Origin of the sequence: Streptomyces sp. SID5469 (assembly GCF_009862865.1) — a bacterium.
GTDB classification, from domain to species: Bacteria; Actinomycetota; Actinomycetes; order Streptomycetales; family Streptomycetaceae; genus Streptomyces; species Streptomyces avermitilis.
Genome location: NZ_WWIN01000001.1, coordinates 2,952,708 through 2,978,544, shown reverse-complemented (window position 1 = coordinate 2,978,544; position 25,837 = coordinate 2,952,708). Strand labels below are relative to the sequence as shown.

Sequence of the window (25,837 nt, the reverse complement as noted above, 5' to 3'; positions counted from 1 at the left end):
GCCGAGGAGGGAATACGGACGCCGTTTACGGCGCTGTGCATCTTCCCGGCCCCACCCGCGCCGTCGGCCCATCCCCAAGTCGGCGGTCGTCGGTTCCTGTCCGTTACGGACGGGGCCGGAAGCCGTTTTCCAACGTTCCGAGAGGTTGTTCGTGTCGGCCAGCACATCCCGTACGCTCCCGCCGGAGATCGCCGAGTCCGTCTCTGTCATGGCGCTCATCGAGCGGGGAAAGGCTGAGGGGCAGATCGCCGGCGATGACGTGCGTCGGGCCTTCGAAGCTGACCAGATTCCGGCCACTCAGTGGAAGAACGTACTGCGCAGCCTCAACCAGATCCTCGAGGAAGAGGGTGTGACGCTGATGGTCAGTGCCGCGGAGCCCAAGCGCACCCGAAAGAGCGTCGCAGCGAAGAGTCCGGCCAAGCGCACCGCCACCAAGACCGTCGCGGCGAAGACGGTGACTGCCAAGAAGGCGACCGCCACCGCCGCCCCGGCTGTGCCCGTCGGCGACGATCCGGCTGAGGACGCGTCCGCCAAGAAGGCAGCTGCCAAGAAGACGACCGCCAAGAAGGCGGTCGCGAAGAAGACCGTCGCCAAGAAGACGGCGGCCAAGAAGACCACCGGCAAGAAGGACGACGTCGAGCTGCTCGACGACGAGGCGGTCGAGGAGACCGCTGCACCCGGCAAGGCCGGCGAGGAGCCCGAGGGCACCGAGAACGCCGGCTTCGTACTCTCCGACGAGGACGAGGACGACGCGCCCGCGCAGCAGGTCGCCGCGGCCGGTGCCACCGCCGACCCGGTCAAGGACTACCTCAAGCAGATCGGCAAGGTCCCCCTGCTCAACGCCGAGCAGGAGGTCGAGCTCGCCAAGCGCATCGAGGCGGGCCTCTTCGCCGAGGACAAGCTGGCCAACGCCGACAAGCTTGCCCCCAAGCTCAAGCGCGAGCTGGAGATCATCGCCGAGGACGGCCGCCGCGCCAAGAACCACCTCCTGGAGGCCAACCTCCGTCTGGTGGTCTCCCTGGCCAAGCGCTACACCGGCCGCGGCATGCTCTTCCTGGACCTCATCCAGGAGGGCAACCTCGGTCTGATCCGCGCGGTGGAGAAGTTCGACTACACCAAGGGCTACAAGTTCTCCACGTACGCCACCTGGTGGATCCGTCAGGCGATCACCCGCGCCATGGCCGACCAGGCCCGCACCATCCGTATCCCGGTGCACATGGTCGAGGTCATCAACAAGCTCGCGCGCGTGCAGCGTCAGATGCTCCAGGACCTGGGCCGTGAGCCCACCCCGGAGGAGCTGGCCAAGGAGCTCGACATGACCCCTGAGAAGGTCATCGAGGTCCAGAAGTACGGCCGTGAGCCCATCTCGCTGCACACCCCGCTGGGTGAGGACGGTGACAGCGAGTTCGGTGACCTCATCGAGGACTCCGAGGCCGTCGTCCCGGCCGACGCGGTCAGCTTCACGCTCCTCCAGGAGCAGCTGCACTCTGTCCTCGACACCCTGTCGGAGCGCGAGGCGGGCGTCGTCTCGATGCGCTTCGGTCTCACCGACGGTCAGCCGAAGACTCTCGACGAGATCGGCAAGGTGTACGGCGTGACGCGTGAGCGCATCCGCCAGATCGAGTCCAAGACGATGTCGAAGCTGCGTCACCCGTCGCGTTCGCAGGTGCTGCGCGACTACCTCGACTAGGTCTCGGCTGTACGCACCTGAGGGCCCGGCTTCCGTGGGGAGCCGGGCCCTCAGCATGTGCGCGCCGTCCACCGAGCATGTGGAGGCCGTCGGCTGCTGCGTATGCGCGACGTGATGAGCTGGATCACTCTGGGTATTCCATGACCACCCCTGAGTGAGGAGCGCGTATGCGTCGTCCCTTCGCCCGAGCGCTGGCCCTTGGGGCCGCAGCGGCCGTGATACCGCTGGCGTCCCCCGCGCCCGCGACGGCCGACAGCATTGTCATCGGCGGCTATCCGGTCGAGACCGCCCAGAGTCCGTGGACGGTCGCACTGTCCAGCCGTGACCGGTTCGGAGGTACGCGGGCGGGGCAGTTCTGCGGGGGCGTGGTGATCGCCCGGTCCACTGTGCTCACCGCGGCCCACTGTCTGAGCGCGGCCGTCCTGGGGGCGCCGCCGAGCCGGATTCGCGATCTGAGGATCATCGCCGACCGGACCGACCTGCTGTCGACCCAGGGCAAGGAGATCCCGGTGCGCGCCACCTGGGTCAACCCGGATTACGACAGTTCCACGAACGCCGGCGACTTCGCCGTACTCACCCTGGCCTCGCCGCTTCCGGAGAGCTCCGTCATCCCCATGGCCTCCTCGGCCGACCCGGCCTACGCGCCTGGGACGGCCGCCGTGGTCTACGGCTGGGGCGACGCCACCGGGAGCGGCGACTATGCCCACAGCCTGCGCGCCGCGCGCGTGCAGGTGCTGCCGGACGAGGCCTGTGAGGAGGCGTATCCCGGCGATGGGGACGGAAAGTATCTGGCCGGCTCCATGCTGTGCGCCGGAGAGCTCGCAGGTGGCCGTGACGCCTGTCAGGGGGACAGTGGCGGGCCACTGGTCGCCCAGGGGCGTCTGATCGGACTGGTGTCGTGGGGGAGTGGCTGTGGGAGGCCCGGAAGCCCGGGCGTCTACACGCGGGTCTCAGACGTCGCCAGGGCGTTCGGCAGGAGTCGCTGACTCGCTGTGGGAAGCCGCTGAGGGGGCTGCGGGTGCGGGTGTCATGTCGTATGCCGCCTGCGCGGGTACGAGGCGCCGGTGGCCCTCCTGGTGCCTACAGGGCGTGCGGACGCGGGCCGGGCCGCCGGGCGCAGCCACGGGCGAACCGGTTCCGTGTACGAGTGCGGGCGGCCACTCCCTGTGTCCAGGGGGTGGTCGCCCGCTCACCGGCTACGAGGCCGGCACTCGCTCGTCGTTGATGCGAAGTGTCAACGCTCTTCGTCGTTGGCGCTTGCCGGAGGGGTCGTGAGCCGCTCCGTCTCGTCCTGTATCTCAGCGGCGATCTTCTTGAGTTCCGGCTCGAACTTGCGACCGTGGTGGGCGCAAAAGAGCAGTTCTCCGCCGCTCAGGAGGACGACGCGCAGATATGCCTGGGCGCCGCAACGGTCGCAGCGGTCAGCGGCCGTCAGCGGGCTCGCGGGGGTCAGAACAGTAGTCACGTCGCCTCTTCTCTAGCTCGACGAGCTGTCGTACCAGGGTCAACATCCAACCAGGCCGAAAACGTTCCCGCTCGCGGCTTCTCCCTGAAAATTTCTTTCCGGGCCGGCTGATTGCTGCCGGTTGGCGGCGAATGTGCCGTATTGCGTGTCTGTGTGTCTTACGGGTTCGCGCTGTTTGTCAGGTGTTGGTCCTCCCGGCTGGGTTGCCGGTTGTTGTTGAGGACGTGCCCGGAGCCTAAATGGTTCATGCCCGGAAGGGAACGTGATATGTACTTCACTCCATCGAGGGATCGAACGCTCGTACGACGCTGGACTAGTGTGAGTTCAGACGAGGGTGGCGTTACAACGGCTCTACCAGGCCTCGGTACCCTCGGAGCGGCGACCGAAGCCCGGCCCTTACCCAAAAGGGCCCCACCTGAAATTCAGCGAGGAGCGAACCGCGTGACCGCCGATACGTCCGTGCCGTCCACAGCGCTGCTGACCGGAGCAGACCGGGACGGTTCCAACTACACCGCGCGGCACCTGCTCGTCCTTGAGGGGCTCGAGGCCGTGCGCAAGCGCCCCGGTATGTACATCGGGTCGACCGACAGTCGCGGGCTGATGCACTGCCTCTGGGAGATCATCGACAACTCCGTCGACGAGGCTCTCGGGGGTTACTGCGACCACATCGACGTGATCCTGCACGACGACGGCTCGGTGGAGGTGCGGGACAACGGCCGCGGCATCCCGGTCGACGTGGAACCCAAGACCGGCCTCTCCGGCGTCGAGGTCGTGATGACCAAGCTGCACGCGGGCGGCAAGTTCGGCGGCGGCTCGTACGCGGCCTCCGGAGGTCTGCACGGCGTGGGCGCCTCCGTGGTGAACGCGCTCTCCGCGCGCCTGGACGTCGAGGTCGACCGCAGTGGGCACACGCACGCCATCAGCTTCCGGCGGGGTGTCCCGGGCGCCTTCGCGACGGTCGGCCCGGATGCGAAGTTCGACGCGACCGCCGGCCTGCGCAAGGCCAAGAAGATCCCCCGGACGCGGACCGGTACGCGCGTGCGCTACTGGGCCGACCGCCAGATCTTCCTCAAGGACGCCAAGCTTTCCCTGGAGAACCTCCACCAGCGTGCCCGCCAGACGGCGTTCCTGGTGCCGGGTCTGACCATCGTCGTCAGGGACGAGTACGGGCTCGGGGAGGGCGGCAGCAAGGGCGAGGAGTCGTTCCGCTTCGACGGCGGCATCAGCGAGTTCTGCGAGTACCTGGCCACTGACAAGCCAGTGTGCGACGTCCTCCGTTTCTCCGGGCAGGGCACCTTCAAGGAGACGGTCCCGGTCCTCGACGACCACGGTCAGATGACGCCCACCGAGGTCACCCGTGAGCTCGGCGTGGACGTCGCGATGCGCTGGGGCACCGGCTACGACACGACCCTGAAGTCGTTCGTGAACATCATCGCCACCCCGAAGGGCGGCACCCATGTCGCCGGCTTCGAGCAGGCTGTCACCAAGACGGTCAATGAAGTCCTGCGTGCCAAGAAGCTGCTGCGCGTCGCCGAGGACGACGTCGTCAAGGACGACGCCCTGGAGGGGCTGACGGTCGTGGTCACGGTGCGTCTCGCCGAACCGCAGTTCGAGGGGCAGACCAAGGAGGTCCTCGGCACCTCGGCGGCCCGTCGCATCGTGACGAATGTGGTCTCCAAGGAACTCAAGGCGTTCCTGACCTCCACGAAGCGGGATGCCGCCGCACAGGCCCGGGTCGTCCTGGAGAAGGCTGTCGCCGCCGCGCGTACGCGCATCGCGGCCCGCCAGCACAAGGACGCGCAGCGCCGGAAGACGGCCCTGGAGTCCTCCTCGCTGCCCGCCAAGCTCGCGGACTGCCGCAGCGACGACGTCGAGCGCAGCGAGCTGTTCATCGTCGAGGGAGACTCCGCGCTCGGTACTGCCAAGCTCGCCCGGAACTCCGAGTTCCAGGCGCTGCTGCCGATCCGCGGCAAGATCCTCAACGTCCAAAAGGCCTCGGTCACGGACATGCTCAAGAACGCCGAGTGCGGGGCGATCATTCAGGTCATAGGAGCGGGGTCCGGCCGGACCTTCGACATCGACGCGGCGCGCTACGGGAAGATCATTCTTCTCGTCGACGCCGATGTCGACGGTGCTCACATCCGGATCCTGCTGCTGACGCTGTTCCAGCGCTACATGCGGCCGATGGTCGAGGCCGGGCGGGTGTTCGCCGCGGTTCCGCCGCTGCACCGGATCGAACTCAGCCAGCCGAAGAAGGGGCAGGACAAGTACGTCTACACGTACTCGGACCGGGAGCTGCGGGAGACGCTGCTGGAGTTGCAGCGCAAGAATGTGCGCTACAAGGACTCGATCCAGCGGTACAAGGGTCTGGGCGAGATGGACGCGGACCAGCTGGCAGAGACGACGATGGATCCGCGGCACCGTACTCTGCGGCGGATCAACATTTCCGATCTGGAAGCGTCCGAGCAGGTGTTCGATCTGCTGATGGGCAATGATGTGGCTCCGCGCAAGGAGTTCATCTCCAGTTCGGCGGCCACGTTGGATCGGTCGCGAATCGACGCGTAGGCCATCGCGGGTCCCGGTTCCCGCTCGGTGCACTCGGAGCGGGTCGGGGCTGGATGGTGTCCCGTCGGTCCCGGTGGGTGGCCCCACCCTCGCTCACAGCCCCAGCGCAGGTGAGCAGGGCCATCTGCGCTGGCCGCCGACGGTGTCCGTCGGGGTTCTCCACCCGCGGGTGGAGAACCGTCTCACTGAGGGATCCACCCACGATCCACCCCGGCTCCGATCTGCTGACCTGCCGATTTCCGTAGCGTCGAAGGTGTCGACGGCAGCCGCTGTCGGCATCCGTTCTCGTTCGCCACGGAGGCCGTGATGTCCGGGCTCACCCATGCCCTCCTGATCCTCGCCGTCGTCGTGCTGGTCGTCGCCCGGCAGTTCCGCATGCAAAAGATCAACGCGGACCGGCGCTGGTGGATCGTTCCCGCCGTGCTCGCTTTCCTGGCCGTGCGCGAGCCCGGCCTGCTCGACGCCCACCACCGCACGGGGTCGGGGATACTGCTCGGCGCCGAACTGCTCATAGGCGTCGCCACCGGCGTCGGCTGGGCTTGGACGACCCGGATATGGACGGACGCGGACGGCACCGTGTGGAGCAAGAGCACCAAGGCGAGCGTGGGGGTGTGGATCGTCGGCATAGTCCTGCGCGTCGGACTGTTCGGCCTCGGTGTGCTCCTCGGCGTGCGCCAGGAGAGCCCCGCGCTGCTTCTCGCCCTCGCGGCGACGCTGCTGCTCCGCTCCGGGGTCCTGATCTGGCGGGTGCATTCCCTGGGTCCGGCGGACGGTGGGAGCAGGGCATACGGTGACGGCGTCGCCCAGCCCTCGTGGAGCGTGCCTCAGCCCTCGCGGAAGGAGCGAGTGTGACGACCGAGAGCGCCTGGACACGCTGGCCCTCCCGTGAGGCACTCGGGCGGGAAGGGCTCTCGCGGCCTCGGCGCATGCTCGCCTGGACCGTGCGGGCGCTGGTCCTCGCCATGCTGCTGTGGGGTGCCTTCAGCAGCAGCCACGTGCACGGCTGGGGTGCGGTCGCAGCCGCGGCGGGTGTGCTCCTGGCCGCAGGCGCCTCCTGGGCCTTCTTCCGCACCACACTTCAGCACCGGCTCTGGCCGTCGCTGGCGTTGATCGCGGTGCTTCTCGGAATCGCGATCGTGGCGCAGACCGCCGGCTTCCAGGTCCCTGCCCTCGTCATCTGGTGCGGGTGTGCCGTCAGTGCGCTGGAGCGGCTTCCTCTCGCGGCCGCCCTGCCCGTGACCACAGCTGCCCTGGCGGCGTATGCGGCGGTCGACAACGATGTGTGGCTGACCACCGCCGCCACCATCGCGGGGCTATTTCTCGCCGGGTATGTGCTGCGTCTCGACGCCGAGGCTCGTGGGAGCGCCCAGCGTCTGCTCGCTCAGGAGCGCGCGGCGCGGGCGGCCGAGACGCAGTCGGCGGCGCTGGCGGAGCGAGCCAGGATCGCGCGGGAGATTCATGACGTGCTGGCGCACAGCCTCTCGGCGCAGCTGGTGCATCTGGAGGCGGCCAGGTTGCTGATCGAGCGAGGAGCCGACCGGGAGCAGATACTCGGGCGGGTTGTGGCGGCACGCGGGATGGCGCGCGAGGGCCTCGCCGAGACCCGGCAGGCGCTCTCCGCGCTGCGGGGCGAGATATCCCCGCTCGAGGACTTCCTGAGCGAGCTCGTCGCCTTCGAGGACGGCGCGGACGTCACCGTCTCGGGTGAGCGGCGGCTTTTGACGGCCGAGGCCTCGCAGGCGGTGCGCAGGGTCGCACAGGAAGCCCTGACAAATGTTCGTAAGCACGCTCCGGGCGCGAAGGTGCAGGTGAAGCTGGAGTACGGCGAGCGTCAAGTGACGCTGCATGTGCGGGACTCGGGCGGGAAGCCGGGCGATCTCACCGGCTCGGGGGCCGGGTACGGTCTGCTGGGCATGCGGGAGCGTGCGGAGCTGCTGGGAGGCTCGTTGGAGGCCGGCCGGGAGGAGAAGGGGTTCGTGGTGACGCTGAAGGTGCCTGCATGACGGAGGAGGAGAGCCGGAAGCCGGCGCGGGTCGTGGTGGCGGACGATCAGACCGTGGTGCGCGAGGGCATCGTCATGCTGCTGGGGTTGCTGCCCGGGATCGAGGTCGTCGGCGCGGCCGGTGACGGGCACGAGGCAGTGAAGCTGGTCGCCGAACTCAACCCGGACGTTGTGCTGATGGACCTGCGGATGCCACGCTGCGACGGTGTCGAGGCGACCCGGCGGATCCGGGCCGAGCACCCTGGGACCCAGGTCGTCGTGCTCACCACGTACGCCGACGACGAGTCACTGTTTCCGGCGCTCAGAGCGGGCGCTCGTGGCTATCTCACCAAGGACGCGGGCGGCGACGAGATCGTGCGGGCCGTGGAGAGCGTGCTGTCGGGGGACGCGGGGCTCTCGCCGAGTATTCAACGGCGGTTGCTGGAGCGGCTGTCGGAGCCGGAACGGGGACAGGCCGCATCCTCGGAGGTACCGGACGGGCTCACCGCACGGGAGGCAGAGGTGCTCGTGCTGATCGCCGAGGGCCTCAGCAACCACGAGATCGCACGCAGGCTCCATGTCTCCACCGCCACGGTGAAGACCCACATCAACAATCTCTTCGCCAAGACGGGACTCAAGGACCGTGCTCAGGCGGTCCGTTACGCCTATGGGAAGGGACTTGTGCGGCCCCCCGCCGAGTAAGTCACCTGATGGGGTGAAGTGGGCGGGGAGAAGAGTCAGAGATCTTCCCGATCTGTCCATCCTTGGGCACGTGGCCGAAACGGGCTGCGGACAAGGAGAGTTCGGTGGAGAAGCAGGACGGCCGCGACGCCGGAGAGGTCGGCTTCGACGACCCCTGGTACGACGCGCTCGCCTCCGGCTGGGGCGAGTTGGACAGTACGGGGGCGCCCGCTCCCGTGGTGCCGCCCGCGCGCCGGGAGCACGAGGGCCGGGTGGGTGGTGCGGCCGACGTCTATCTGGAGGTGCAGCGAAGCGCTGCCTTCCAGGAGGTGCGCAGCCGGTATCGCAGATTTGTGGTTCCAGGCGTGATCGTGTTCTTCACCTGGTACGTGGGCTATGTGGTGACCGCTACGACGGCGCCCGGGCTGATGGCGCGCCCCGTGGCCGGCTCGGTGAACGTGGGCCTGCTGGCCGGGCTCGGTCAGTTCCTCACCACGTTCCTGTTCACCTGGGCGTACGCGCGGCACGCCCGGCTGCGCAGGGACCGGGCCGCGCTCGACCTGCGCTGGGACACCCAGGAGCTGACGCGGAGTGCGGGAGGTGGTCAGCTGTGACCGGCCATCATCAGACGCTGGCGCTGCTGCTGTTCAGCGGTTTCGTTGCGGTGACACTGGCGATCACGACGTGGGTGAGCCGTCACCGGCATGGTTCGGCGGAGGAGTTCTACGCGGGCGGGCGCCTGTTCTCACCCATGGAGAATGGTTTTGCCATCGCGGGCGACTACATGTCGGCCGCGTCCTTCCTGGGGGTCACAGGGCTCATCGCGCTCTACGGGTACGACGGGCTGCTGTATGTGGTGGGCTTCCTGGTCGCCTGGTTGGTGGTGCTTTTCTTGGTCGCCGAACTGGTGCGCAACTGCGGGCGCTTCACCCTCGCGGACGTGGTCGCGGCGCGGATGAGCGAGCGTCCGGTGCGCATCGCGGCGGGAACTTCGTCGGTGACCGTGTCCGTTCTGTATCTGGTGGCGCAGATGGTGGGGGCGGGCAGCCTGGTCGCGCTGCTGCTCGGGGGTTCAAGCGGGGCAGCGCGCGCCTGGACGGTGATCGGCGTCGGCGCGCTCATGGTGATCTATGTGTCGATGGGAGGGATGCGGGCCACCACCTGGATCCAGATCGTCAAGGCGGTGCTGCTGCTCAGCGGCACGATCGCGCTGACCGTGCTCGTGCTGGTGCGGTTCCAAGGGGACTTCGACCAATTGCTGCGTACGGCGATGGAGCGCAGCGGGCACGGTGAGGCCTTCCTCGCGCCAGGGCTGAAGTACGGCGGGGACTGGACCGCGCGGCTGGACTTCATCAGTTTGGGCCTGGCCCTGGTGCTCGGTACGGCGGGGCTGCCGCACATCCTGTCCCGCTTCTACACCGTGCCGACCGCACGCGCCGCGCGCCGCTCGGTCGTCTGGTCGGTCGGGCTCATCGGCGGCTTCTATCTGATGACGATCGTGCTGGGCTTCGGTGCGGCCGCGATCGTCGGACCCGAGGCCGTGCGCAGGTCGAACGCGGCGGGGAACACGGCGGTTCCGTTGCTGGCGCTCGATCTGGGCGGTGGGACGAATTCCACCGGAGGAACGGTTCTGTTTGCGATCGTCGCCGCCGTCGCGTTTGCCACGATTCTCGCGGTCGTCGCCGGGATCACGCTCGCCTCCTCGGCGTCCGTGGCTCACGATCTCTACGCGTCGCTGCGGCGTCGGCATGCGAAGCCGCGGAGCGAGGTGGCCGTCGCACGGACCGCGGCGGTCGGTGTCGGCGTGGTCGCGATCGCCCTCGGACTGCTCGCCCGGGATCTCAATGTGGCCTTCCTGGTGGGCCTGGCCTTCGCGGTCGCCGCGTCCGCGAATCTTCCGGTGCTCATGTATTCGCTGTTCTGGCGCAGCTTCACCACACGTGGCGCGGTGTGGTCGGTCTACGGGGGCCTGGTGCCCGCGCTGGGGCTCGTGCTGCTCTCTCCGGTGGTGACGGGGAGCCCCGAATCGCTTTTCCCGGGCGTCGACTTCCAGTACTTCCCCTTGCAGAACCCCGGCATCGTGTCCATCCCGCTGGGCTTCCTCGCGGGCTGGCTCGGCACGGTCACTTCGGTGGAGCCGGCGGACGAGGCGAAGCACGCGGAGGCCGAGGTGCGGTCGCTCACGGGGGCCGGTGCGGTCTGACGGCGCCCGGCGCCGCCAGGGGGCGTGCGCGATCGTTCTACGGCGCCACCCACGCGTACCGGTGCTCCGGTCGCCCGGTGTCGCCGTACTTGAGTGAGAGCCGTAGCCGTCCCACCTGTTCCAGGTGACGCAGATAGCGCTGGGCCGTGGATCTGCTCAGGCCCGTCTCGGCGGCCACCTCGTGGGCCGACAGGGGGTGATCGGCCTGGTGGAGGACGTCGCAGATCAGGTCCGTCGTCGGCTCCGAGTGGCCGCTGGGCAGCCCGGGCGACGACGGGGCCGGTGTCGTGCGCAGGGCGCCGAAGATGCGGTCGACCTGCTCCTGTCCCGCCACGCCCCGGCCGCCCACACGGTCGACGGTGCGGCGCAGGGCGGCGTACGAGTCGAGGCGGGTGCGCAGCGCCGCGAAGGTGAACGGCTTGACCAGATAGTGCAGGGCGCCCAGACGCATCGCCGCCTGCACGGTCGTCACGTCGCTGGCCGCAGTGATCATGATGACGTCGGTGCCGTGACCGCGTTCGCGCATGCGGTGGACCAGCTCGAGACCCGTCTGGTCGGGCAGATAGTGGTCGAGCAGCACCAGGTCGATGGGCGCGCGCTCCACCGCGGCCAGGGCCTGGGCAGCGCTGTGCGCGCGGGCGGCCACCCGGAAGCCGGGAACCTTTCCCACGTACTTGGCGTTTATCTCGGCGACACGGAAGTCGTCGTCCACGACCAGGACGTCAATCATCGGGCCTCTTTCTCTCAAGGCCTGGCGAGCTGTTAAGCCCGTGTTTCGGCTCCGCTGTTGTAGCGCGAGCAAAACGAGCACAACAGACTCTTGCAAGCAGAAGAAGCCCTTGCGCCCAGAAGACTGATGCTGTGGCCCGCGCCACATCTACGGTCCCGGCCCATGAGCGCAGACACCAGCCCCGCCATCGAGCTGCGGGGCGCGAGCAAGATCTTCAAGACCCCGTCCGGGGGGCTGCACACGGCCGTCAGGGAACTGGACCTGACCGTCGGCCGTGGCGAGTTCGTGGCCGTCGTCGGCCCCACCGGTTGCGGGAAGTCGACCACGCTGACCCTCGTCAGCGGCCTGGAAGAGCCCACCGAGGGTGAAGTCCTGGTGACCGGCGAGCCGGTTGCCGGTGTCGGCGACAAGGTCGGCTTCGTCTTCCAGCAGGACGCCACCTTCCCCTGGCGTACGGTCCTGTCCAACGTCATGGCGGGCCCGCGGTTCCGCGGCGTACCGAAGGCGGAGGCGAAGCAGAAGGCGCGCGAGTGGCTGGCCCGGGTCGGCCTCACGGCCTTCGAGGACCGCTATCCGCACCAGCTCTCCGGCGGCCAGCGCAAGCGCGTCGCCCTCGCCGCCACCTTCGTCAACGACCCCCAGATCCTGCTCATGGACGAGCCTTTCTCGGCGCTCGACGTGCAGACCAGGGCACTGATGTCGGACGAGCTGCTGGAGCTGTGGGAGGGCACGGGTGCCTCCGTCGTCTTCGTCACCCACGACCTGGAGGAGTCCATCGCGCTGGCCGACAAGGTCGTCGTGATGACCGCGGGTCCCGCGACCGTGAAGCAGGTCTTCGACATCGATCTGCCACGGCCGCGCAAGGTCGAATCGGTGCGCCTGGAGCCGCGGTTCATCGAGATCTACCGCGAGATCTGGTCGTCCCTCGGCGAAGAGGTCCGCATCACCCGTGAGAGGGGTGCCGCCCATGTCGCCTGACCTCATGCCCGGGGCCGTCGTCGCGGTGACCGCCACCGAGACCACCAAGACGGGCCGCGCGCATTCACGCGCGCGTGCCGCCCGCAGACGCAAGGTCGTCATCACCCTCGCCCGGGCCCTGCTCCTGGTGGCCGTGCTCGGTCTGTGGGAGGCGTGCGCCCGGGCCAAGGTCATCGACCCCTTCAACTTCTCGATGCCCTCGAAGATCTGGGACCAGATCTACACCTGGGTCACCCACGGCACCGCGCTCGGCTCCCTGGGCGAGCAGATCTGGTTCACGCTCCATGAGGCGCTGCTCGGCTGGGTCATCGGCGTAGTGGCCGGTGTCGTCTTCGGCATTGCGCTCGGGCGCATCAACTTGCTCGCCGATGTCCTTGGTCCATACATCAAGGTGCTCAACTCCATACCGAGGATCGTGCTGGCACCGATCTTCGTGATCTGGTTCGGGCTCGGGCCGGCCTCCAAGGTCGCGTCGGCCGTGGTCCTCGTGTTCTTCCCGGTCTTCTTCAACGCCTTCCAGGGCGCCCGCGAGGTCGACCGCAACCTGGTCGCCAACGCCCGCATCCTGGGCGCCAGCGACCGCAGGGTGACACTTCAGGTCGTCATTCCGTCGGCGACCTCGTGGATCTTCACCAGCCTCCACGTCAGCTTCGGCTTCGCGCTCATCGGCGCCATCGTCGGCGAGTACATCGGTGCCACCAAGGGCATCGGTCTGCTCGTCGCGCAGTCCCAGGGCACCTTCAACGCGGCAGGTGTGTACGCCGCGATGGTCATCCTCGCCGTGGTCGCGCTGGTCGCCGAGGGGTTGCTCACCTTCGCCGAGCGCCGCATCTTCCGGTGGAAGCCGTCGGATTCCGAGCGCTGATCGCCCTCTTCAGGGGCCCCACTTCGCTGATCGCCTCTCCAGGACACCTGTTTCGCTGATCGCCCTCTTCAGGGCACCCATTTCCCCGCACCACCTCCCGCACCGCCTTCTCACAAGGACGTGAACCACCATGCGCATGACCGCCAGATACACCGCCCTGGCAGCGGCCGGCCTGCTCGCTCTCTCCTCCCTCACCGCCTGTGCCAACGACGCGGCGAGCACCGCGTCGTCCGGTTCCGGCAGCAAGGGCGACGGCAAGGGCGTGAAGGTCAAGATCATGGTCGGCGGCCTGGACAAGGTCATCTACCTTCCCGCGATGCTCACCCAGCGGCTCGGCTACTTCGACGCCGAGGGCCTCGACGTGGAGCTGCTGAGCGAGCCCGCCGGCGTGCAGGCGGAGACGGCACTCGTCTCCGGACAGGTGCAGGGTGCCGTCGGCTTCTACGACCACACCCTCGACCTGCAGACCAAGGGCAAGGACGTGGAGTCCGTGGTGCAGTTCTCGCATGCGCCCGGTGAGGTGGAGATCGTCTCCAACAGGCATGCCGACGACATCACGTCGCCCAAGGACTTCAAGGGCAAGAAGCTCGGCATCACTGGGCTCGGCTCCTCGACCGACTTCCTCACCAAATACCTGGCGGTCAAGAACGGCGTCAGCGTCAGCGAGTTCAGCCCGGTCGCCGTCGGCGCGGGGCCGACCTTCATCTCCGCCCTCCAGAAGGGTTCCATCGACGGCGGCATGACCACGGACCCGACGGTCGCCAACATCCTGGCGAAGAACCTCGGCAAGGTACTCATCGACATGCGTACGCCGCGTGGGTCGAAGGAGGCGCTCGGCGGTCCGTACCCGTCGTCGAGCCTCTACATGCAGACGGAGTGGGTGAACAGCCACAAGGACACCGTCCAGAAGCTCGCCAACGCCTTCGTGAAGACCCTCAAGTGGATGTCCACGCACACCGCGTCCCAGATCGCCGAGAAGATGCCCGCCGACTACTCCCAGGGCAACAAGACGCTCTACGCGGGGGCGATCAAGACCACGCTGCCGATGTTCACGGACGACGGCGTGATGCCCAAGGACGGTCCCGAGACGGTAGAGAGGGTCCTCAAGGCCTTCAATCCCAACATCAAGAACGCCAAGATCGACCTGAGCAAGACGTACACCACGGAGTTCGTCGAGAAGGTCACCGGCTGAGCCGGAGCCCTCGGCCCGGACCGGGCCCTCAGACGCGGGTCGCCCACACGTAGCGATGCTCCGGGCGGCCCGCGTCGCCGTATTTCAGGGTCAGTGTGGCCCGTCCCGTGCGTTCCAGGAGCTTCAGATAACGCTGGGCGGTCTGGCGGCTCAGCCCGGTCCGTTCGGCGATCTCCTGGGCCGACAGGGGGCCCTCGGCGGCCACCAGGGCGCGACGCACGAGCTCCGCGGTGGTCGGGGAGTGCCCTTTGGGCAACCCCGGCTCCGAGCCCGCTGACAGGGCGCCGAAGATCCGGTCCACCTCGGCCTGTTCGGCCTCGCCGCCGCCGTCCAGCGTGCGACGCAGCTCCGCGTATGCCTCCAGCTTGGCGCGCAGGCCCGCGAAGGCGAAGGGCTTGACGAGGTACTGGAGTGCGCCGTGCCGCATCGCCGCCTGGACGGTCGAGATGTCACGGGCCGCGGTCACCATGATCACGTCGGTCTGGTGGCCGCGCCTGCGCATCTCCTGGACGACCGCGAGACCCGTCTCGTCCGGCAGATAGTGGTCCATGAGAACCAGATCCAGGTGGGGCAGTGTCTCCATCTGGCGCAGGGCTTCGGCCGCGTTGTGCGCCTCGCCCGCGACATGGAAGCCGGCCACCTTCTGTACATAGGCCGCGTTGACCCGCGCCACTCGGGTGTCGTCGTCCACGACCAGGACTTCGATCGGCCGGGTCATCGCGACTCCTCCTTGGTGGTCGGCGCCGAGGTGTCCGGCGCCGGAATCAGTTCTTCCGTAGGGGTGTTCCCCGGAAGAGAGTCCTCCGTAGGAGCCGTCTCCGGTGCCGGAGCGGGTTCGGTGAGCGCCTCCGGCAGTACGACGGTGAACTCCGCGCCTCCGCCGTCCGCCTCGTCCACCCGGGCGCTCCCGCCCTGCCGTTCGGCGAGACGGCGCACCAGGGAGAGACCGATGCCGCGTTTGCCGTGGGCCGGCGGCTTCTTGGTGGTCCATCCGTCCGTGAAGATCAACTCTCGCCGTTCCACGGGGATTCCGGGTCCGGTGTCGCGCACCCTGAGAACCGTCGTACGACCCTCGGCGCGCAATTCGACCTCCACGCGCGCGTGCGGTGTGCCCGCGACCGCGTCCAGCGCGTTGTCGACCAGATTGCCGACGACGGTGACCAGCCCCCTGGGGTCGATCAGCCGGTCGGGCAGCAGGGTGCGGTCCGAGATCCACAGGGCCACGCCCCGCTCGGCGGCGACGGTCGCCTTCCCTACCAGCAGGGCGGCGAGCAGCGGGTCGTGGATCTTCTCGGTGACCTGCTCCGCGGTGGTCCGGTGGTCGCCGACCACCTCGCCGACGAACTCCACGGCGTCGTCGTACATGTCCAGTTCGAGCAGCCCGAGGAGCGTGTGCATGCGGTTGGCGTGTTCGTGATCCTGCGCGCGCAGGGCGTCGATCAGGCCCCGGGTGGAGTCGAGTTCGCGGCCCAGTTGCTCCAGCTCGGTGCGGTCGCGCAGCGTGGCGACCGCGCCACCGTCGTCGGTGGGCATGCGGTTGGCGACCAGTACGCGCTGGCCGCGCACGGTGAGCAGATCGGTGCCCGTGACGCGTCCGGCCAGCACATCGGTCGTACGCCCCGGTCCGAGCGTGTCGTCCAGCGACTGACCGATGGCCTCCGCGTCGAGCCCGAGCAGGCGCTGCGCCTCGTCGTTCAGGAGGCGTACGCGGCCGCCGCGGTCCAGGGCGACAACGCCCTCCCTGATGCTGTGCAGCATCGCCTCACGCTCGGCGAGCAGTGCCGAGATGTCGGAGAACGCCAGGTCGCGCGTCTGCCGCTGCACCCTTCGGGAGATCAGGTAGGCGGCCACCGCGCCTATGGCCAGGGCGGCGCCGGCGTATGCGAACAGCCCCGGTATGGCGAGGATCAGCCGGGCTCGCACGCTGTCGTACTCGATGCCGACCGAGACCGCGCCGACGATCTTGTCGTCGGCGTTGCGCAGCGGCACCTTGCCGCGGGCCGAGCGGCCCAGGGTGCCGTTGTCGATCTGCATGACGTCCTTGCCCGCCAGGGCCTCCCTGGGGTCGGTCGAGACGACCTTGCCGATCTGCGTCGGGTCCGTGTGCGACCAGCGCACACCGTCCATGTTCATCACCACGACGTACTCGGCCCCGCTGGCCTTACGGATCCGCTCGGCCTCGGTCTGCACGGGCCCGCCGACCGACGGCCGTGTCGCCTGGAAGTCCTCGGCGATCTGCGGCTGGGCCGCCGTGGTCTGCGCGATCGCGAGGGCCCTGCGCATCGCCTGGTCGTCCAGCTGGGCGCTGAGCGGGGCGAGGAACAGCCCGGTCGCGAGTACGGCGACACCTGCGGCGATCGACACCTGCATCAGCAGGACCTGCGAGAACACCCGCCGGGGCAGACCCAGGCGCAGTCGTCGTACAGGGGGAGTGGGGCTCATGTGTACGACGGTACGGGGAGGGGCGCGCCGTGCCGTAGGGGGTGTGGCATGGATCTCTTGCGAGGCTGGTGTGAGAGCTGTGATCAGCGGATAAGCGGGTGTGCGCCGCGTAGCGGTGGGGCGGCGGTATGCGGGGGTTTCGGCGTTCGCCCATCTGAGGTGGGGCGCTCACCGCGAGGACGGGCGCCCACGGCGGCGTCAGCGGGACGTGGCGTCGATCTCCGTGGGAATCAGCTCCCGTACCGCCACCACGTCCATGCGCGCCGGGGAGCCGAGCGCCGAGCCGCAGCTTTCCGGGCGGGGTGGCAGCGAGGCGCCCTGGGCCACGATGACGCGCCAGAGGCGGCCGTCGGCGTGGGCGACGGTGACCTCCCAGCGTGGTGCGGTGCCGTCCGTGGCGACGACGGTCAGCGCGTCCGCGGCGTACTCGTGGGCCGCCGTACGCACCGCCAGCTCCGCGGCCTGTCCCGGCCGCTCCCAGGCGGAGCGACCGCGACATCCCTCGACGACCACACGCCCTTCGCGTACGCCCTGGAGGACCTCCTTGATGTGCGGGGCCTCGGCCCGGCCGTACGCGTAGCCGAACGGCAGGATCAGCAGCGTGGGGGCGAAACGGTGGCCGCCGAGGTGGGTGACCTCCCATGCGCCGGTCACTCCGGAGGCGGCCAGTTCGGCTGCCAGGGGGCGGCCGAGGAGGGCGCAACAGCGGTCGCGCTTGCCGTTGGTGCAGACGAGGGCGAGGGGGTCGCCCGTGTGGGGACGGCCCCCTAGGAGTCTGTCGAAGGTGTGCGGGTCGCCCATGCCGAGCGCGGTGAAGTCGAGGTCGAGCAACTGCTCGGGATCGGACGTCATGGCGCCGTGCAGCCATACGTTTCCGGGAACCGTGTGGGCCGCGTACACCTGTCGTACGGCCGGCGTGCCGCAGTCGGCGTGGCGGCCGGGGCGGCGGATGAGCGCGATCCGTACGCCGGTCCCCTCGGCGGCCGCTTCGAGAGCGCGGCCGAGCGCCTGGTCCAGGTGGCTCGAAGTGAGCGCCTTGGTGCCCCAGGGGCCGGGCTGTTCGAGGAGCAGCCATGTCCTCGCGGTCGCCGCGGTCCCCGCGAGGGGCTCGTCGAGGTCCCGGGACACGGTCGCGCACGTACTCACAGAGGTGAGCCTAACCTGACTTGGGGCGGGATGACTTCCAGCCGCGCGGACGGGGCGCGGCAGGGGCGCGTCGGGAGTGCAGCGGAGGCGTGAAGGCGCTACCGGGGGAGCGGTTGCGGAGGCCGCGCCCCTACGTATCGGCCACTCGGGCGCATCCGCAGCGGACGCTCCTCGTACTCCTCCAGGGCATGTGCGATCCAGCCCGCCGTACGGGCGACGGCGAAGACGGTCTCGCCGGCGGAGGCGGGCATGCCGGAGGAGACCGTGAGGACCGCGAGAGCCAGGTCCACGTTGGCGTGCAGGGGCGCGTGGCGGGCCGTGGTGGCCACGACGTCATGGGCAGCGGCAAGGGCGGGGGCCGCGTCGGGTACCTCTTCCAGGAGGGCGAACAGAGCACGCGCGCGCGGGTCCTCGCCGGGGTAGAGCCGGTGGCCGAGACCGGGGATACGGCGACCGGCACGCAGTTCGTCGGCGACCACGGGGGCTGCGCTGCCCTGGTCCAGGACGTCCAGGAGCAACCGGTGCGCGAGGCCGCTGGCCGCGCCGTGCAGGGGGCCCTCGAGCACGCCGAGACCCGCCGAGACGGCAGCGTACGGGTGGGCCCTGGCCGAGGCGGCGACACGGACCGCGAGCGTCGAGGCGGCCAGGTCGTGGTCGATGAGCAGCCCGAGTGCCGTGTCCAGTACGCGAACTGATGCCGCGTCGGGTGCGCGGCCGGTGAGCCGTCCCCACAGGTGCCGGGCGAGCGGGCCCTCGTCGCGGTGGTCGCGGCGCAGGGGCGGGAGGGCGGCCACGAGGGTGGGGATGAGGGTGCGTGCGGTGCCGAGGACCGCGTCCTCGGACAGGTCGAAGCGGAGCGGGTCCGCGGTCGCGGCGGCGATCGTCGCGACGCGCAGCCGGTCGGTCGGACCGCTGTGCTCGGGCAGGGCATCGACGGCGCGGCGGGCGACGGCGACGGACGCGTCCGGAGCGGCAAAGGTGACTCCGGGCCGCAGCCGACCGGTCCACAGCCACTCGGCGATCTCCTCGTAGGAGTGCCGCGCGGCGAGTTCGGTCGCGTCGACGCCGCGAAAGAAGTACCGGTCCTTGTCGATGAGGGTGATCCGTGTGCGGACGGACAGCTCGCCGCCGATGGCCGAACTCCCGCTCGGCTCACGCCTGTTGCGCCGGGCGAGCGCCGCCACCTCTTTGGCGTCGAAGGTGCTGCCGCGCCCGCCGGGCTCGCGGCGGCTGCTGAGCTGGCCGCGGCTCACATAGGCGTACACGGTCTCGGGCTTCACGCCGAGCAGTTCGGCGGCCTCTTTGGTGCTCAGTCGCCGATCGGGGTGCGTGGGCGCGGCTTCGTGGTCCGTCATGGACGCCACCGTATCTGTACGGTGAGTATTGATCCAATCAATATTGACAGACATCGAGTCAAGCATGGACAGTCGAATCAAGTTCAGGGAGGAATCATGCCGATCAACCGGGCCGCATCCACTTCTGTCGACGTCCCACGGGGCCTTGCCGGCGTTGTCGTCACCGACACCTCATTGGGTGATGTCAGAGGGCTGGAAGGCTTCTACCACTACCGCCAGTACTCGGCCGTCGAACTCGCGCAGACCCGCGGTTTCGAGGACGTCTGGCATCTGATGGTTCATGGCGAACTGCCGGACGCGGAGCAGCGGGCCGTCTTCACCGCGCGGACCGCGGCGCTGCGGTGGCTGCCGGATGGGGTGAGGGCCACGCTGCCGGCCGTGGCCGCCGCCGCGGGCCGCTCCGGACCGCTCGCCGGGCTGCGCACGGCGCTGTCCCTGCTCGGTGCCGCCAAGGGGTTCCGGCCGGTGTACGACATCGACCGGGAACAGCGCCGCGCCGACACCGTCATGGCATCGGCCGCCGTGCCCACACTCCTGACGGCGCTGTACCGACTCGGGCAGGGGCTGGATCCCGTGGAGCCTCGCGAGGACCTCTCCTATGCGGCGAACTACCTCTACATGTTGACGGGCTCGGAGCCGGACGCGGCCAGGACCAGGGCGATCGAGCAGTACTTGATCTCAACCATTGACCACGGATTCAATGCATCAACCTTCACAGCCCGAGTGATCACATCGACGGGTGCGGATGTGGCGGCGGCCCTGGTGGGCGCGGTGGGAGCGCTGTCCGGGCCGCTCCATGGAGGGGCGCCCAGCCGGGCCCTCGACACCCTGGACGCGATCGGTACGCCCGAGCGCATCGACTCCTGGATACGCGAGCGCGTCCTGGCCGGCGACCGCATCATGGGCTTCGGGCACCCCGTCTACCGCACGGAGGACCCCCGCTCCCGCATGCTCCGCGGCGTCGCGGAGCAGTTCGGTGGCCCGCTGGTGGACTTCGCGGTCGAGGTCGAACGCCATGTGGAGGCGATCCTCGCGGAACTGAAGCCGGGCCGTGAACTCCACACGAACGTGGAGTTCTACGCGGGCGTGGTCATGGAACTCTGCGGCCTGCCACGGGAGATGTTCACTCCCACGTTCGCGGCGGCCCGGGTGGTCGGCTGGAGCGCCAACATCCTGGAACAGGCGGAGGACCCGAAGATCATCCGACCGGCGGCCCGGTATGTGGGGCCGGTACCGCCGGTGGCGGTGCCACTGATGGTTTGACGGTCGCATGGCTCAGGCCTCGACGCGTGAGCATCGAGGCCTGTTGCGGCAAAGTGAGAGAAGAACTTCAATCACGCATCCGGAATGTCCGCCTTGGCTCGCACCAGCGTCTCGCGGCTGATGACAACGATGCGTTCGTACTCTGCGCGCGCTGCGTCGGGCGGCAGTTCGCCGTCAAGGTCAGCTGTGGCTTCGGTGCCGATGACAGCGAAGTTTCCGTCGCTGAGTTCGAAGATGTCGGGGCAGGTCTGCCCCGAAGCGCTCCCGCGCTCCCGGGGCGAGGCGCCGACTCGACGCACGATCTTCAAGTCCGTTCCTAGGTCGGTCGAGGGACGGGCCGAGAGGGCGCGCCGGACGCTGCGCGGGCTGATGACCTTTCTCTCGCGTCCAGTGAAGCTCATGAGTGGGCCCACGGATGCTCATGAGTGGGCCGTCCTTGTGGGGGTGCAGCCCTGCGCAAAACAGTGCCGCCTTGCAAGATGTTTGCCCGGGGCAAGCTGCGGGCAGAGTATCGGCTCCGTGCCCCACGCGTCTCCCAAGTCTCGTAAGCACACGCGGGTCGCGGCTGAACCGTCACTCGCCTGGCGGTTGCCCCACCACCCACCACTCCTCGAGATCGCCGTCGTCCGTGTCGTCGGCCAAGTTGTTCAATTCCTGCACCAGACCCTCGGTCATCCGACCCAGTGCGGCCTCTTCGGACGAATCGGGCAGGCTCTCGCGATGGTGCTGCGTGGCGGTCCAGTACTCACGGAAGATCCGGTTGCGGCAGATCACGCGAAGGTGTCCGTGGAGTTCGACGAGGTTCAGAGCGCCGATCCGGTGGAAGTACAGGGCGTTGACGTACAGAGCGTTCGCGAAGAGGTACTGGCGCTGTGTCTCCGGCGGGATCTCGCGCTCGTACGTATCCAGGACCGCCGCCAGCGCAGGGTCGTCCATGGCCTTGCACAGCAGGTCGAAGTGGAGGCGGTGCTGTTCGGTGAGTACGGCGCGCCGACGCTGGCGCGTGCTGCGTTCCACGACCGCGCTGACCGCGACCGCGAGCCTGGCCCTGGTGGCGGAGCCGAGCCTCCGCATCCCAGAGTTCTGTGTGGCCATGTCAACCCCCGATTCAGGCGACCATCCGCCGGTCGTCGGGTGCGGGGCGACGGATATGGGGACCGGCGAGCGGTGGGCGGCGCGCTTGCCGTCTCCCAGAGTGCCGAGCGGCTCTGATCGGCAGGGAGGCGGAGAGGAGGCGCACGGAGGGATGTGTGGGTCGCGTTTCCCGGCGCCATGCCCAACGTGTGCCCCGCGAGCGCCGCTAACAATCGTTCACTTCGCGGTGTTTCCACCCGCTCGTATCCTGGGTCGGCAGTAATTCGTCGTACGAGAGCCGGCCCCATTCGGCGCGAGCCGAGCCATGAGCCTCTCTCGAGCGTCCGCCGGTACACGAGCCGGCGCACGCACCGGTGTGAGAAGGGGCGCACGTTGAGCCAGTCGTCGAGTCCGCAGCAGATCCCGGTCGTCGTCCTCGCCGGATTCCTGGGCTCCGGCAAGACCACCCTGCTCAATCACCTCCTCCATCGCAGCGGAGGGAGCCGGATCGGTGCCATCGTCAACGACTTCGGTGCCATCGAGATCGATGCCATGGCCGTCGCCGGGGCTCTCGGTGACTCGACCGTCTCCCTCGGGAACGGGTGCCTGTGCTGTGCCGTCGACGCCGGCGAACTCGACCTCTACCTGGAGCGGCTCGCGCACCCCTCCGCGCGTGTCGACGTCATCGTCATCGAGGCCAGCGGGCTCGCGGAGCCCCAGGAGCTGGTGCGCATGGTGCTCGCCAGTGAGAATGCGCGGGTCGTGTACGGGGGCCTCGTCGAGGTCGTCGACGCCGCCGAGTTCGACGCCACGCGCGCGAAGCATCCCGAGGTCGACCGGCACCTCGCCATGGCCGATCTTGTCGTCGTCAACAAGATCGATCGGGCGGATGACGGGGAGCGGGTGCTCCGGGCCGTCCGCTCACTCACCGACCGAGCCGCCGTCGTGCCCGCCACCTACGGCCGGGTCGACCCCGAGCTCCTCTTCGACTGCCGGCCCACGGGGGAGCGCATCGGGCAGCTTTCCTTCGACGACCTGCACGAACACCGCGGTGAGGAGGACCATCACGGTCACCTGCACGCCGCCTACGACTCCGTCTCCTTCACCTCCGAAGCGCCCATGAATCCGCGTCGGATGATGGACTTCCTCGACAGCAGGCCCGAGGGGCTGTACCGCATCAAGGGGTACGTCGACTTCGGCACCGCCGATCCTCGCAACCGGTACGCCGTGCATGCCGTCGGCCGGTTCCTGCGGTTCTACCCGGAGCCCTGGGCGCCCGCCGGCCCCCGCCTCACCCAGCTCGTCCTCATCGGGTCCGGCATCGACACGGCCGCCCTGCACAAGGAGCTGGACGCGTGCACGAACGACGCCCCACACGCCGACGAGCACAGCATGTGGGGCGTCCTCCGCTACGTACAGGAGCAGGAGCAGGAGCAGGAGCAACGGCAGGAGACGGCCGAGGCCGAGCAGGCCGGCTGATCCGCAGCGGGCCTACACCGGTCCCGCCACCACCGCCACCGTCTTCGCCAGCGACACACCCGAGCCGTCGCGGCGCGGGTCCATCTCCGGCAGCTCCGCCGGGGTGCCGTTCTTCTGCGCGGCCCGCGCAGGCACCGGTCCCGCCCAGGCGATGGACAGGCAGTCCTCGCCCTTCAGGAACCGCTGGCAGCGCACGCCGCCCGTGGCACGGCCCTTGCGCGGGTACTGGTCGAACGGTGTCAGCTTGGCCGTGGTCTGCACCGAGTCGTCCAGCGTGCCGCGCGAGCCCGCCACCGTGAAGACCACGGCATCGGCCGCCGGGTCGACCGCCGTGAAGGAGATCACCTTCGCGCCGTCCGTGAGCTTGATGCCCGCCATGCCGCCCGCCGCACGGCCCTGCGGGCGCACCTGGGAGGCCTGGTAGCGCAGCAGCTGGGCGTCGTCCGTGATGAAGACGAGGTCCTCCTCGCCCGTGCTCAGCTCGATCGCGCCGACGATCCGGTCGCCGTCCTTGAGCGTGATGACCTCCAACTCCCCCTTGTTCGAGGGGTAGTCGGGGACCACGCGCTTCACGACACCCTGTTCCGTGCCCAGGGCCAGGCCGGGCGAGGACTCGTCGAGCGTCGTCAGACAGACCACCGTCTCGTCCCCCTCCAGCGAGGAGAGGAACTCCGAAATCGGCGCGCCCCCGGAGAGGTTGGGCGCCGATGTGGTCTCCGGCAGCCGTGGCAGGTCGATCACGTTCAGCCGGAGCAGACGGCCGGAGGACGTCACCGCGCCCACCTCGCCCCGAGCCGTCGCCGGGACCGCCGACACGATCACGTCGTGCTTGGTGCGCCTGCCGTCGGCGTCCTCCCCGAAGGGGGCGCCGTTCGCCGTACGGGCGAGGAGGCCCGTCGAGGACAGCAGGACACGGCACGGGTCGTCCGCCACCTGGAGCGGCACGGTGGCGGCCGTCGACCCGGCGGACTCCAGGAGCACCGTACGGCGGTCGGTGCCGAACTTCTTGGCCACCGCGGCCAGCTCGCCGGAGACCAGCTTGCGCAGCTCCGCGTCCGACTCCAGGATGCCGGTCAGCTCGTCGATCTCGCCGTTCAGCCGGTCGCGCTCCGACTCCAGCTCGATGCGGTCGAACCTGGTGAGCCGGCGCAGCGGCGTGTCCAGGATGTACTGCGTCTGCACCTCGCTCAGCGAGAAGCGCTCGATCAGGCGCTCCTTCGCCTGCGCCGAGTTGTCGCTTGAGCGGATGAGGCGGATGACCTCGTCGATGTCCAGGAGCGCGACGAGGAGGCCCTCGACCAGGTGCAGACGGTCGCGCTTCTTGCCGCGACGGAACTCCGACCGACGCCGTACGACCTCGAAGCGGTGGTCGAGGTAGACCTCAAGGAGTTCCTTGAGGCCGAGCGTGAGCGGCTGGCCGTCCACCAGGGCGACGTTGTTGATGCCGAAGGACTCCTCCATCGGCGTCAGCTTGTAGAGCTGCTCCAGGACCGCCTCCGGCACGAAGCCGTTCTTGATCTCGATGACCAGGCGCAGGCCGTGCGCGCGGTCCGTGAGGTCCTTCACGTCGGCGATGCCCTGGAGCTTCTTCGAACCGACCAGGTCCTTGATCTTGGCGATCACCTTCTCCGGGCCGACGGTGAAGGGCAGTTCGGTGACGACCAGGCCCTTGCGGCGCGCCGTCACGTCCTCCACCGACACCGTGGCGCGGATCTTGAAGGTGCCGCGACCCGACTCGTAGGCGTCGCGGATGCCGGTGAGACCGACGATCCGGCCTCCGGTGGGCAGGTCCGGGCCCGGGACGTGCTTCATCAGCGTCTCGAGGTCGGCGCCCGGGTAGCGGATGAGGTGGCGGGCGGCCGAGATGACCTCGCCGAGATTGTGCGGCGGCATGTTGGTGGCCATGCCGACGGCGATGCCCGACGAGCCGTTCACCAGCAGGTTCGGGAAGGCGGCCGGGAGGGCCACCGGCTCCTGCTCCTGGCCGTCGTAGTTCGGCGAGAAGTCGACTGTGTCCTCGTCGATCGACTCCGTCATCAGTGACGTCGCGTCGGCCATCCGGCACTCGGTGTAACGCATCGCGGCCGGCGGGTCGTCGTTGCCCAGGGAACCGAAGTTGCCGTGGCCGTCGACCAGGGGCAGGCGCATGGAGAACGGCTGCGCGAGGCGCACCAGGGCGTCGTAGATCGACGCGTCGCCGTGCGGGTGGAGCTTACCCATGACCTCGCCGACGACGCGGGCGCACTTCACATAGCCGCGGTCGGGGCGCAGGCCCATCTCGTTCATCTGATAGACGATCCGGCGGTGCACCGGCTTGAGGCCGTCGCGGGCGTCCGGCAGGGCACGGGAGTAGATGACCGAGTACGCGTACTCGAGGAAGGAGCCCTGCATCTCGTCGACGACGTCGATGTCGAGGATCCTCTCCTCGAAGTCGTCGGGCGGCGGGGTCTTCGTGCTGCGGCGGGCCATCGCTGCTGCGGCTCCTTCACCAACATGAACGGGATCTGACGCGGTCCATTGTGGACCGCCCCACTGACAACGCGGACCACGACCCGTCCGTACGGCTTCCAGGGGGCTTCCGGCAGGCCTCGTCAACACGGCGCCCGGGCCGTCCCCGGCGTGGCCGAGTTCCCCTGCACCGCACACCCGAGTCTCGCTCTCGGCGTACGAGGCGCGGGAACTTCGGCACCTGTCTGCGCGCTTGCATACAGTGGCAGGACCGGCAGGA

22 protein-coding genes are annotated in these 25,837 nt (G+C 69.0%); 13 read left to right on the top strand and 9 right to left on the bottom strand.

The features are described from left to right. Window positions 1-151: 151 nt before the first annotated feature. Together GTY58_RS12805 and GTY58_RS12800 are read left to right on the top strand one after the other, a co-directional pair. Window positions 152-1,690 (top strand): RNA polymerase sigma factor, encoded by a 1,539-nt coding sequence (locus GTY58_RS12805; RefSeq protein WP_010983881.1) that lies wholly within the window; start codon window positions 152-154, stop codon window positions 1,688-1,690. 167 nt (window positions 1,691-1,857) lie between these two features. Continuing rightward, window positions 1,858-2,676, top strand: a complete 819-nt coding sequence (locus tag GTY58_RS12800) for a serine protease (protein WP_010983880.1) — start codon at window positions 1,858-1,860, stop codon at window positions 2,674-2,676. Between the two features lie 248 nt (window positions 2,677-2,924). Here the strand turns inward: GTY58_RS12800 and GTY58_RS12795 are convergent, their stop codons facing one another. After that, window positions 2,925-3,155, bottom strand: a complete 231-nt coding sequence (locus tag GTY58_RS12795; RefSeq protein WP_037650104.1) for a hypothetical protein — start codon at window positions 3,153-3,155, stop codon at window positions 2,925-2,927. Between the two features lie 441 nt (window positions 3,156-3,596). On the opposite strand from GTY58_RS12795, the gene GTY58_RS12790 reads away from it, so the two are divergent. The 6 genes from GTY58_RS12790 to GTY58_RS12765 all read left to right on the top strand — a co-directional run bounded on the left by GTY58_RS12790 (window position 3,597) and on the right by GTY58_RS12765 (window position 10,585). After that, window positions 3,597-5,720 (top strand): DNA topoisomerase IV subunit B, encoded by a 2,124-nt coding sequence (locus GTY58_RS12790; RefSeq protein ID WP_010983879.1) that lies wholly within the window; start codon window positions 3,597-3,599, stop codon window positions 5,718-5,720. A 306-nt stretch (window positions 5,721-6,026) separates the two neighbouring features. Then, complete coding sequence (locus GTY58_RS12785; protein ID WP_037650106.1) at window positions 6,027-6,572, top strand: DUF1453 family protein; 546 nt, start codon at window positions 6,027-6,029, stop codon at window positions 6,570-6,572. Window positions 6,573-6,646: 74 nt separating this feature from the next. Next, window positions 6,647-7,723, top strand: coding sequence for a histidine kinase (locus GTY58_RS12780; protein WP_078234498.1), 1,077 nt, complete (start codon window positions 6,647-6,649; stop codon window positions 7,721-7,723). Beyond that, window positions 7,720-8,403 carry a response regulator transcription factor gene (locus tag GTY58_RS12775; RefSeq protein ID WP_010983875.1) on the top strand — a complete coding sequence of 228 codons (684 nt, stop codon included), beginning with the start codon at window positions 7,720-7,722 and terminating at the stop codon, window positions 8,401-8,403. Before GTY58_RS12780 ends, GTY58_RS12775 begins: the two co-directional genes overlap by 4 nt. Window positions 8,404-8,507: 104 nt before the next feature. Next, a complete protein-coding gene (locus tag GTY58_RS12770) occupies window positions 8,508-8,996 on the top strand; it encodes a DUF485 domain-containing protein (protein ID WP_037650109.1) in 489 nt (162 codons plus the stop codon). Next, entirely contained in the window at window positions 8,993-10,585 is a 1,593-nt protein-coding gene (locus tag GTY58_RS12765) for a cation acetate symporter (protein ID WP_010983873.1), read from the top strand. Before GTY58_RS12770 ends, GTY58_RS12765 begins: the two co-directional genes overlap by 4 nt. 37 nt (window positions 10,586-10,622) lie before the next feature. Here the strand turns inward: GTY58_RS12765 and GTY58_RS12760 are convergent, their stop codons facing one another. Beyond that, complete coding sequence (locus GTY58_RS12760; protein ID WP_010983872.1) at window positions 10,623-11,315, bottom strand: response regulator; 693 nt, start codon at window positions 11,313-11,315, stop codon at window positions 10,623-10,625. Between the two features lie 162 nt (window positions 11,316-11,477). On the opposite strand from GTY58_RS12760, the gene GTY58_RS12755 reads away from it, so the two are divergent. The 3 genes from GTY58_RS12755 to GTY58_RS12745 all read left to right on the top strand — a co-directional run bounded on the left by GTY58_RS12755 (window position 11,478) and on the right by GTY58_RS12745 (window position 14,350). Then, window positions 11,478-12,293, top strand: a complete 816-nt coding sequence (locus tag GTY58_RS12755; RefSeq protein WP_037650111.1) for an ABC transporter ATP-binding protein — start codon at window positions 11,478-11,480, stop codon at window positions 12,291-12,293. Next, window positions 12,283-13,158, top strand: a complete 876-nt coding sequence (locus GTY58_RS12750) for an ABC transporter permease (protein ID WP_037650112.1) — start codon at window positions 12,283-12,285, stop codon at window positions 13,156-13,158. The genes GTY58_RS12755 and GTY58_RS12750 overlap by 11 nt, the downstream gene beginning before the upstream one ends. Before the next feature lie 130 nt (window positions 13,159-13,288). Further along, complete coding sequence (locus tag GTY58_RS12745) at window positions 13,289-14,350, top strand: ABC transporter substrate-binding protein (RefSeq protein ID WP_010983869.1); 1,062 nt, start codon at window positions 13,289-13,291, stop codon at window positions 14,348-14,350. 28 nt (window positions 14,351-14,378) lie between these two features. Here the strand turns inward: GTY58_RS12745 and GTY58_RS12740 are convergent, their stop codons facing one another. The 4 genes from GTY58_RS12740 to GTY58_RS12725 form a co-directional block, all read right to left on the bottom strand. Next, the gene (locus tag GTY58_RS12740) at window positions 14,379-15,068 is read right to left on the bottom strand and encodes a response regulator (RefSeq protein ID WP_010983868.1); all 690 of its coding nucleotides are present in this window, start codon (window positions 15,066-15,068) and stop codon (window positions 14,379-14,381) included. Then, window positions 15,065-16,792, bottom strand: coding sequence for a sensor histidine kinase (locus GTY58_RS12735; protein WP_010983867.1), 1,728 nt, complete (start codon window positions 16,790-16,792; stop codon window positions 15,065-15,067). The genes GTY58_RS12740 and GTY58_RS12735 overlap by 4 nt, the downstream gene beginning before the upstream one ends. A gap of 198 nt (window positions 16,793-16,990) precedes the next feature. Further along, complete coding sequence (locus GTY58_RS12730) at window positions 16,991-17,938, bottom strand: sucrase ferredoxin (RefSeq protein WP_010983866.1); 948 nt, start codon at window positions 17,936-17,938, stop codon at window positions 16,991-16,993. Window positions 17,939-18,036: 98 nt separating this feature from the next. After that, on the bottom strand, window positions 18,037-19,293 hold the full coding sequence (locus GTY58_RS12725) for a citrate synthase (RefSeq protein WP_010983865.1): 1,257 nt from the start codon (window positions 19,291-19,293) through the stop codon (window positions 18,037-18,039). Window positions 19,294-19,389: 96 nt separating this feature from the next. Here GTY58_RS12725 and GTY58_RS12720 point away from each other — a divergent pair, with 96 nt between their 5' ends. After that, entirely contained in the window at window positions 19,390-20,556 is a 1,167-nt protein-coding gene (locus tag GTY58_RS12720) for a citrate synthase/methylcitrate synthase (RefSeq protein ID WP_010983864.1), read from the top strand. A 71-nt stretch (window positions 20,557-20,627) separates the two neighbouring features. On the opposite strand, the gene GTY58_RS12715 is transcribed toward GTY58_RS12720, so the two are convergent. Both GTY58_RS12715 and GTY58_RS12710 read right to left on the bottom strand, forming a co-directional pair. Continuing rightward, window positions 20,628-20,864 (bottom strand): hypothetical protein, encoded by a 237-nt coding sequence (locus GTY58_RS12715; RefSeq protein ID WP_037650118.1) that lies wholly within the window; start codon window positions 20,862-20,864, stop codon window positions 20,628-20,630. Between the two features lie 265 nt (window positions 20,865-21,129). Continuing rightward, on the bottom strand, window positions 21,130-21,651 hold the full coding sequence (locus tag GTY58_RS12710) for a DUF6082 family protein (protein WP_010983862.1): 522 nt from the start codon (window positions 21,649-21,651) through the stop codon (window positions 21,130-21,132). A gap of 372 nt (window positions 21,652-22,023) precedes the next feature. On the opposite strand from GTY58_RS12710, the gene GTY58_RS12705 reads away from it, so the two are divergent. After that, complete coding sequence (locus GTY58_RS12705) at window positions 22,024-23,109, top strand: GTP-binding protein (RefSeq protein ID WP_010983861.1); 1,086 nt, start codon at window positions 22,024-22,026, stop codon at window positions 23,107-23,109. Between the two features lie 12 nt (window positions 23,110-23,121). Here GTY58_RS12705 and GTY58_RS12700 read toward each other — a convergent pair whose 3' ends face one another. Beyond that, window positions 23,122-25,578 carry a DNA topoisomerase IV subunit A gene (locus GTY58_RS12700; RefSeq protein WP_010983860.1) on the bottom strand — a complete coding sequence of 819 codons (2,457 nt, stop codon included), beginning with the start codon at window positions 25,576-25,578 and terminating at the stop codon, window positions 23,122-23,124. Window positions 25,579-25,837: the final 259 nt, after the last annotated feature.

Excerpts from the sequence above, each read along its gene's own strand:
- GTY58_RS12720 (WP_010983864.1), top strand. The coding sequence starts at position 19,390 with ATGCCGATCAACCGGGCCGCATCCACTTCTGTCGACGTCCCACGGGGC.
- GTY58_RS12735 (WP_010983867.1), bottom strand. The coding sequence starts at position 16,792 with ATGAGCCCCACTCCCCCTGTACGACGACTGCGCCTGGGTCTGCCCCGG.
- GTY58_RS12745 (WP_010983869.1), top strand. The coding sequence starts at position 13,289 with ATGCGCATGACCGCCAGATACACCGCCCTGGCAGCGGCCGGCCTGCTC.
- GTY58_RS12785 (WP_037650106.1), top strand. The coding sequence starts at position 6,027 with ATGTCCGGGCTCACCCATGCCCTCCTGATCCTCGCCGTCGTCGTGCTG.
- GTY58_RS12740 (WP_010983868.1), bottom strand. The coding sequence starts at position 15,068 with ATGACCCGGCCGATCGAAGTCCTGGTCGTGGACGACGACACCCGAGTG.
- GTY58_RS12700 (WP_010983860.1), bottom strand. The coding sequence starts at position 25,578 with ATGGCCCGCCGCAGCACGAAGACCCCGCCGCCCGACGACTTCGAGGAG.
- GTY58_RS12725 (WP_010983865.1), bottom strand. The coding sequence starts at position 19,293 with ATGACGGACCACGAAGCCGCGCCCACGCACCCCGATCGGCGACTGAGC.
- GTY58_RS12780 (WP_078234498.1), top strand. The coding sequence starts at position 6,647 with ATGCTCGCCTGGACCGTGCGGGCGCTGGTCCTCGCCATGCTGCTGTGG.
- GTY58_RS12710 (WP_010983862.1), bottom strand. The coding sequence starts at position 21,651 with ATGGCCACACAGAACTCTGGGATGCGGAGGCTCGGCTCCGCCACCAGG.
- GTY58_RS12750 (WP_037650112.1), top strand. The coding sequence starts at position 12,283 with ATGTCGCCTGACCTCATGCCCGGGGCCGTCGTCGCGGTGACCGCCACC.
- GTY58_RS12755 (WP_037650111.1), top strand. The coding sequence starts at position 11,478 with ATGAGCGCAGACACCAGCCCCGCCATCGAGCTGCGGGGCGCGAGCAAG.
- GTY58_RS12760 (WP_010983872.1), bottom strand. The coding sequence starts at position 11,315 with ATGATTGACGTCCTGGTCGTGGACGACGACTTCCGTGTCGCCGAGATA.
- GTY58_RS12775 (WP_010983875.1), top strand. The coding sequence starts at position 7,720 with ATGACGGAGGAGGAGAGCCGGAAGCCGGCGCGGGTCGTGGTGGCGGAC.
- GTY58_RS12800 (WP_010983880.1), top strand. The coding sequence starts at position 1,858 with ATGCGTCGTCCCTTCGCCCGAGCGCTGGCCCTTGGGGCCGCAGCGGCC.